This is a genomic window from uncultured Maricaulis sp., assembly GCF_963976135.1.
GTDB lineage: Bacteria > Pseudomonadota > Alphaproteobacteria > Caulobacterales > Maricaulaceae > Maricaulis.
The window spans coordinates 1-6,321 of the sequence record NZ_CAXBKN010000121.1 but is presented as its reverse complement, the minus strand read 5'-3'; the positions used below and the strand labels follow the sequence as shown (position 1 = coordinate 6,321).

At 66.0% G+C, this 6,321-nt stretch carries 7 protein-coding genes; all 7 read right to left on the bottom strand.

Features of this window, described 5'->3' with window-relative positions; all coding sequences use genetic code 11:
• Positions 1 to 214: 214 nt before the first annotated feature.
• Positions 215 to 904, bottom strand: coding sequence for a DUF4386 domain-containing protein (locus AAC023_RS13020; protein WP_339741628.1), 690 nt, complete (start codon positions 902 to 904; stop codon positions 215 to 217).
• Positions 905 to 929: 25 nt separating this feature from the next.
• Positions 930 to 1,817, bottom strand: coding sequence for an EamA family transporter (locus AAC023_RS13015; RefSeq protein WP_339741627.1), 888 nt, complete (start codon positions 1,815 to 1,817; stop codon positions 930 to 932).
• A 23-nt stretch (positions 1,818 to 1,840) separates the two neighbouring features.
• Positions 1,841 to 2,473, bottom strand: coding sequence for a DsbA family protein (locus AAC023_RS13010; protein WP_339741626.1), 633 nt, complete (start codon positions 2,471 to 2,473; stop codon positions 1,841 to 1,843).
• Positions 2,470 to 3,093: an NAD(P)H:quinone oxidoreductase gene (gene wrbA, locus AAC023_RS13005; protein ID WP_339741625.1), complete on the bottom strand. Its 624-nt coding sequence runs from the start codon at positions 3,091 to 3,093 to the stop codon at positions 2,470 to 2,472. The genes AAC023_RS13010 and wrbA overlap by 4 nt, the downstream gene beginning before the upstream one ends.
• Before the next feature lie 26 nt (positions 3,094 to 3,119).
• The gene (locus AAC023_RS13000) at positions 3,120 to 4,103 is read right to left on the bottom strand and encodes a cyclase family protein (RefSeq protein WP_339741624.1); all 984 of its coding nucleotides are present in this window, start codon (positions 4,101 to 4,103) and stop codon (positions 3,120 to 3,122) included.
• Between the two features lie 104 nt (positions 4,104 to 4,207).
• On the bottom strand, positions 4,208 to 5,095 hold the full coding sequence (locus AAC023_RS12995) for a LysR family transcriptional regulator (protein WP_339741623.1): 888 nt from the start codon (positions 5,093 to 5,095) through the stop codon (positions 4,208 to 4,210).
• A gap of 159 nt (positions 5,096 to 5,254) precedes the next feature.
• The coding region (gene mnmA / locus AAC023_RS12990; protein WP_339741622.1) for a tRNA 2-thiouridine(34) synthase MnmA at positions 5,255 to 6,321 on the bottom strand (1,067 nt) is incomplete at its 5' end.

Below are 6,321 nucleotides of genomic sequence, written 5' to 3'. Positions count from 1 at the left end.
CGCGCATGATGAAAACATGCGGCACCGCGTCAAGTCTTTTCGCAGATGCAATATAATCGCTGTGACTGCGGCCAGCCTGGCACGACAGGCGCCAAACCCTGTACTTGCTCGCTGTTTTGACGATTTTCACCACTGTGCTTGGCACGCCTGCCGGGCTCTTCACATTTGCACCCGGCAGGGAATATGGCGTCGGGCCGATGTGGTCGGCGCCGCGTCAGACCGGCTCCCGGGCCGGTGATCGCTGCACGAGAAGCCGCAGGCAGAAGGCGGTCTCGGCCAGGATCGTCACGCCATAGGCCGGGGCGAAGTCCGCCGACCATTCAGGCGCGAAAAAGCGCAGCCCGCTGCCGGCAAGATAGACCAGACCGGCCGTCGCCAGCCCCAGGCCAAACAGCTTGCCGAACACACCCGAGCGCCAGACCAGCACGCCCATCATCACGCTGTTCACGCCGAAGAAGACCAACCCGAGATCATAGCCATGGCCATGCAGGTCAAGGAAGACCAGCGCCAGTGCGGGCGCATCGGCCAGCCCCTCCCCACCGGACAGGATCAGCCAGGCCGCCTGCAGTGCCATGAGATTGGCAGCAATCAGCACGGTCTGGATCAGACGGAACACCATCGCCGAGAGCGCCAGCCCCGGTGCTACGGCGCGGAAGACCAGATAGAGCAGGATCGCCAGCGCCGCATCGCTGAGCGCCATGACAATGTCGGCCGCAATCGCCAGCCGGAACTGGCCCGGTGCCGCGAGGATGGCGGCCGCAGTGCCGCCGGCATCGGCAAGATCGATCAAGGGGCCGCGAAGCCCGAGCTCGGCGCCGAGGCCGGCGATGATGATAACGAGGTAAAGCAGGCCGGCCAGACGGGCCCGGCGCGCGAGATCAGGGGTCAGCGTGAGTTTGGCCATCCGGTTTTCCTTTCTTGATCCCGTATCAGGCCGCCCGTACCGGCGGCGCGGCAGGGCGAGCTGTAACCGGGCGGTTCGAGCGCTGGCCCGCCCAGACCGAGCCCAGCACGATGACAGCGCCGATTAACTGCAACCAGGACAGGGATTGTCCCAGCACAACCCAGCCCAGGATCACCGCCATCACCGGGCTCATCATTCCGAGCATGGAGACCGCGGCAGGGTCAAGCCGGGCGATGCCGCGAAACCAGATCGCATAGGTCGCAGCCGCACCGATCAGGCCAAGCCAGGCAAGGCCGGCGATATTGGGGAGTGTGAGCGTCGGCAATGGCGGCTCGAGGATCAGGGCCAGCGGCAGCAGGACCAGGCCCCCGGCTGTCAATTGCCAGGCGGTGAATCTGAGCGCCGAGACTTGCGGCTGCCATTTGCGGCTGAGCACAGTGCCGGCCGCCATCGAGGCGGCGCCGCCCAGGCCCGCTGCGACACCGACGGGATCGAGCGCCGCATCGGGGCCGATGAGCAGCAAGGCCACGCCAAGTATGCCGCCTGCCGCCGCGAGGACCGCCCCAGCCCTCACCGGCGTGCCCAGCCAGCCGCGTGCCATGACGATGACCATCATCGCCTGCAGCGTGCCCAATGTTGCGGCGACCCCGCCGGGCAGCCGGTAGGCGGCCACAAACAGCAGCACCCAGAACAGCGCGAAATTGAAACTGCCGAGCAGAAAGACACGGCCGAGCCAGGCGCGCGGCGGCAGGCTGCGCGTCAGGGCGAGCAGCAACAGCCCCGCCGGCAAGGCGCGCAGCGCTGCCACGGTCACCGGATAGCCTGCGGGCAAAAGCTCGGTCGTCACGAGATAACTGCTGCCCCAGGTCGCAGGGGCGAGGGCTGTCAAGAGAATGTCGGTGGTGCGGGACATGGGCAAATCTCCGGGTCAGGGGTTCAGCCGAGTGCCTGAAGCAGCTGCGCGGCCAGGTCCTCGCGTGGTCCGTTGGCCAGGCGTGCGCCTGTATCGCGGACGATGAGTGTCGGAACGGAGCGGACCTGCAGTGAGCGGGCAAGCGCCCGGTCGGCCTCAACCGCGCGGGCGGTCGCCGGATCACCGAAGCTCCGGGCGAAGGTAGCGGCGTCGTGACCGCTATCGCGGGCAAGCTGGAGCACGGTTTCGGGGTCCGCGATATTGCGGGCCTCGGCGAGGTGGGCCAGCTGGAGCCGGTCGAACATGTCCCAATGCGCGCTCTGCCCGCCGAGCTGTTCGGCCGCCTTGCACGCCAGCGCGGCGGTCATCCCGTGGGGATAGTCGAAAGGTGCGGCCCGCATCGCTTCGATATCGACAAGCTCTGGCCGGTCGCTGGCCTGGCGGCAGGCCGACCAGTGACCGAGAATGGTCTCTCGCGCCTTGGCCGGCCTGCCCCAGCGCACCGCTATCTCGGCCCGGCTCGCCTGCAGGACGAAGGTGCGGTGCCGGATGTCGAGCTCGAACTCGACCGCAAGGCTGCGCATCCGCGACGAGATGTTGAAGCACCAGCAGCAGACCACATCGTGGAAGAAATCGAGCGTGAGGGACGCCGTCACGCCGCATCCTCCTTCAGATTGGCACCGGCGAGCCGTGCAGCGATCCGGGCCACATGCGCGCCCTGGAAGCGCGCGCCGGCGAGATCGGTCCGCGATGGCGCGCGTGATCCGTCGGCACCGGCGATGGTGCCGGCACCATAGGGCGCGCCTCCGATAATCGCCTCCTCCGAGGTCTGGCCGGCGAAAGTGTAGGGCATGCCCGCGATCAGCATGCCGAAATGCTGCAGCGGGATCTGTGTCGACAGCAAGGTCGCCTCGTGACCGCCGTGCTGCGAGCCGGTCGAGGCGAAGACCGCCGCGACCTTGCCGACCAGGGCGTTGCGCGCCCAGAGGCCGCCGGTCTGGTCGAGGAAGGACTTCATCTGGCCCGCCATCATGCCGAACATGGTCGGGGTGCCGAAAATGATACCGTCATAGGTTTCGAGATCGGCAGGCGTAGCGAGCAGCGTGTCGTCGGCGATGAAGCCGGCCTTGCGCCGGATCTCCTCGGGCACCGTTTCGGGCACACGGCGCAAGTCGACATGGGTGCCCGGCACACTGCGGGCGCCATCAACCTCGGCCTGCGCAAGGGTACGCACATGGCCATAGCTGGAATAATAGAGAACAAGAATCCGGGTCATCGGAGTGAACCTTTTTGTTTCGGGGATCAGTCGATCGGAAGTGCGATGGGCCGCAGCGGCGCGGCATCGGCGCCGCGCAGCTTGAGCGAGCCTGCGATAAAGGCGAATTCGTAGAGACCCGCCTGGGCGAGGCCTTCGAGGTTGACGAGTTCGATGATCGGAACGCCCATCTGCGCCAGCAGATAGGTGTGAACGGGCACGTAATTGCCCTCAATCTCGGACGGGAATGCCTCGAAGCTCAGATTGTCGGCCCCGACGACCATGGCGCGCGACTCTTCAGCGAGAAACCGGGCGGCCTCGAGCCCGAGGCCCGGCGGGTTGTCCATGTACTGGCGGGCGTCTTCATAGAGCGCCATGCGCCCGGTACGGATCAGCACGACATCACCGGCCTGCAGCTCGACACCCTGGCGCGCCAGGGCACCCTCGAGATCTGCGCGGGTCACGCGGTAGCCGGCGGGCAACATGTCGGCACCTTTGAAGGCGGCGACATCAATCATCACGCCCCGCGCCACCATTGGCGGGATGGTTTCAGCACCGGTCACGTGCCAGCCCGCATCGCCGAGATACGCGTCGGCGCTGAAATGATTGTAGATCTCGCCATCGAGACCGAAATGGTTCAGCGCGTCGATATGGGTTCCGGTGTGGGTGTACATCGAGACGGCCGAGCCGGTGTAGCTGACATGGCCATTGGCCGCCGCGCCCACCTGCAACGGGTCGTCATTCACCGTTCCGCGCGGCGTGTGGGTCATCCAGATCTGGTATCGGGGATCGCCGGCAGCATGCCATCCGGGCATGCCGATGAAATACTCCACCGACAGGTCGAAGACTGCGCCCCCGCTGATGCGGGACAGGATGGTGGCGCGCGATGTGTCCGTCATCAGATTGAGGGCGCCGAGCTCATCGTCCGGCCCCCAGGGGCTGGTGCCGACAGTGGCCGGAGTTTCCGCGATGGCGGCGGGAAGCGACAGGGCAAGGCCCAGAACAAGGGGCAAGAGGGATGGGGTCTGCATCGGGATCTCCCTGGCAGGTTTGACATGCCCGGGAGGATGCAGCGGCAGCGGATCGGCAATAACCGGCCCGCTCTGACTTCATTCTTTACGCTGGTTGAATAATCTCAGGGATGCAGCGCCGCGCGCAGATGCTCGAGAAACGCCGTGACCCTGGCATCCATTCCAAGCCGCGAGGACGTCACCGCGAAGATCTCCGGCGCGGGCAGCTCCCAGTCCGGGAGTACGCGGACAAGCTCGCCGCGCGCCTCGGGCTCTTTCGACAGGAAGTCCGGCAGGGTGCCGATGCCCTGCCCCGCGATCAGAAGATCGCGCAGCACCAGGCTGTTGCCGACCCGGATCCGCGGATCAAGTTCGATGGCGCTGGTGCCCGACGGGCCATTCAGCGTCCAGGCGGTGAGATGGTCAGCGAACAGGAAACCGATCACCGCGTGCTGCGGAATGTCCTGCGGTGTCTCGGGAATTCCGGACCGTTCCAGATAGGCCGGCGCCGCGAAAATCCTTTGCCGCACCGTGCCGATCTTGCGCGCCACCAGCGCCGAGTCTGGCATGACGGCCCGGATCCGGATCGAGACATCAAATCCGCCCTCGACCATATCAACCACCCGGTCATCGAGTGAGAGCGTGAGCCGAAGATCAGGACAGGCGTCGAGGAATGCCGGCAGGAAGGGCGCGATCACCGTCTGTCCGAATGAATTGGAGGCGTTGACCTTGAGATGCCCCCGCACCGCGCCGGCGCCATCGCGAATACGGGTCTCGACCTTGGTCACAGCGTCGAGAATGCCGATCGTCTCGTCATAATAGAGCCGGCCGGCATCGGTCAGCGACATGGAACGGGTCGTGCGCGTCAGCAAGACACTGCCGAGGCTTTCCTCAAGCAGCTTGACCTCCCGGCTCAGCAGCGCCGGCGAAACGCCGAGATCCTCCGCCGCGCGGGCGAAACTGCCGCGCTCGACGATGCGGCGGAAGGCGTGCATGACGGAAAGCTTGTCCATCGCGGGGAAAACTCGGTCAGATTGACAGGCTGCCCCGCCAGGGCGGAACTCGGACCCGATAGCACAAATTGCAGAGCTCCGCGAATGGCTTGGCCAAAAGCTGAGCCGGAATTTCGCACAGCAGCACTGGAAATGACTCAGGTTGCGCAATCACCAGCGTCACCCGATCAGCCGATACCCGCCGCTCCGCTCCGCGCTCGCGCTCGTCTTCGCGATCCAGCCGCCGCCCAGCACACGGCCATCATCTTCGGCCGAATAGAAGACGCAGGCCTGGCCGGGCGCGACGCCTTCTTCGCCGCCGGGCAGGACGACAGCGATTTCGTCGCCATCGACCGAGAAGGCGGCATCGACGGGCGGGCGGGTCGAGCGGACCTTGACGCGCACGGGGACGCCGTCTGCCAGGGCGTCATCGCCGAGCCAGTTGATATCCTTCAGCGTGATGCGGTCAACGGCGAGCGCCTCGCGCGGGCCGACCACAACCTGCGCCGTGGCGGCGTCGAGCTTGACGACATAGAGCGGATCGCCGATCGCGATCTTGAGGCCGCGGCGCTGGCCGACGGTGTAGTTGATCACGCCTTCATGTGTGCCCAGCACTGTGCCATCGACATGGACGATCTCGCCGGGACGCGAGACGCCGGGGCGCACCTTCTCGACGATATCGACATAGCGGCCCTGGGGTACGAAGCAGATGTCCTGGCTGTCGGGCTTGTCGGCGACGATCAGGCCGAAAGCCTCGGCGAGCCGGCGTGTCTGGTCCTTGTCGAGATGGCCGAGCGGGAAGCGCAGGAAGTCGAGCTGTTCCGGCGTCGTCGCGAACAGGAAATAGGACTGGTCCTTGCCGGCATCCGCCGCGCGACGCAATTGCGCGCCATTGGGCCCGGCGACGCGCTGGATATAATGCCCCGTCGCCATGCAGACGGCACCGAGCTCGCGCGCCGTCGTCAGGAGGTCGGCGAATTTGACGGTCTGGTTGCAGCGCACGCAGGGGATCGGGGTGAAGCCGGCGAGATAGGTATCGGCAAATTCCTCGATCACCGCTTCGCGGAAGCGGCTCTCATAATCGAGCACGTAATGGGGAAAGCCGCATTCCTCGGCGACGCGCTTGGCGTCATAGATATCCTGGCCGGCGCAACAGGCGCCCTTCTTCTGGATCGCGGCGCCATGATCATACAGCTGCAGCGTCACGCCGACGACATCATAGCCGGCGCGGTGCAGCACGGCGGCGG

Excerpts from the sequence above, each read along its gene's own strand:
- AAC023_RS13020 (WP_339741628.1), bottom strand. The coding sequence starts at position 904 with ATGGCCAAACTCACGCTGACCCCTGATCTCGCGCGCCGGGCCCGTCTG.
- AAC023_RS13015 (WP_339741627.1), bottom strand. The coding sequence starts at position 1,817 with ATGTCCCGCACCACCGACATTCTCTTGACAGCCCTCGCCCCTGCGACC.
- wrbA (WP_339741625.1), bottom strand. The coding sequence starts at position 3,093 with ATGACCCGGATTCTTGTTCTCTATTATTCCAGCTATGGCCATGTGCGT.
- AAC023_RS13000 (WP_339741624.1), bottom strand. The coding sequence starts at position 4,103 with ATGCAGACCCCATCCCTCTTGCCCCTTGTTCTGGGCCTTGCCCTGTCG.
- AAC023_RS12995 (WP_339741623.1), bottom strand. The coding sequence starts at position 5,095 with ATGGACAAGCTTTCCGTCATGCACGCCTTCCGCCGCATCGTCGAGCGC.